This window comes from Vibrio sp. ZOR0018, from assembly GCF_963865925.1.
Lineage (GTDB): Bacteria > Pseudomonadota > Gammaproteobacteria > Enterobacterales > Vibrionaceae > Vibrio > Vibrio anguillarum.
In genome coordinates this window covers 1-878 of the sequence record NZ_CAWMCN010000016.1, presented here as the reverse complement: position 1 = coordinate 878, position 878 = coordinate 1, and the positions used below count along the sequence as shown (strand labels likewise).

The window sequence follows — 878 nt, the reverse complement described above, 5'->3', positions numbered from 1 at the left end:
AAAAACACACTGTAAACACTGAACTTCAATTTTGCACTAAAGTCGCCACGCGTTGGCAATCCCTCTTGAGCCGTTTGTTAGTTGCCCTTGCTCGATTCTAGTGCTAACATTTGTACACACGCAAACTTAGGGGAGCTACTCATGGACACTCGAATTCAATTTCGTGTTGATGACGAAATTAAACGTTTAGCCCAACAAATGGCTGAGAGCCAAGGTCGCACACTCAGCGATGCTTGCCGTGAACTTACTGAACAAATGGCTGAGCAACAAAGAAAAACATTATCTCATGACGCTTGGTTAACTGAACAAATAAACCTAGCATTTGAGAAGTTTGACTCAGGAAAATCTTCATTTGTTGAACATAATTCAGCTAAAGCACGAATGGCTGAACGAAAGGCCAAAATTCGTAATCGAGGCCAGCAATGATTTTATGGGAAGAGGAATCGCTAAATGATCGTGAGAAGATCTTTGAGTTTCTTTATGACTTTAACCCTGATGCGGCTGAAAAAACTGATGACATTATTGAGGCTAAAGTAGAAAACTTACTCGAACAACCATTGATGGGTGTTCAACGGGATGGAATTCGAGGACGATTACTCATTATTCCCGAAATCTCAATGATCGTTTCGTACTGGGTAGAAGGTTCAATTATTCGCATAATGCGAGTTCTACACCAGAAGCAGAAATTCCCTACCGATTGATTGTAGTCGGTGGGCAACTAACGCCCTGTTAAGGTGTGAGCAACGCAATACCTATGCTACCGCTTACCACCTTAAACACTAAACGCAACGCATAGTAAAAATGCCACGCGTTGCGAATCACTCTTAAACAGTTTGTTATATTTCTTGGATTCAAGTACGAAGTGCGACACCTCTGAA

Annotated in this window: 2 protein-coding genes; both read left to right on the top strand. The window is 41.7% G+C overall.

From position 1 onward, the window contains the following. The first annotated feature begins 141 nt into the window (after positions 1 to 141). Complete coding sequence (locus AACR75_RS00655) at positions 142 to 426, top strand: type II toxin-antitoxin system RelB/DinJ family antitoxin (RefSeq protein ID WP_017040620.1); 285 nt, start codon at positions 142 to 144, stop codon at positions 424 to 426. Then, positions 423 to 701, top strand: coding sequence for a type II toxin-antitoxin system RelE/ParE family toxin (locus AACR75_RS00650; protein ID WP_010320663.1), 279 nt, complete (start codon positions 423 to 425; stop codon positions 699 to 701). The genes AACR75_RS00655 and AACR75_RS00650 overlap by 4 nt, the downstream gene beginning before the upstream one ends. The last annotated feature ends 177 nt before the right edge of the window (positions 702 to 878 follow it).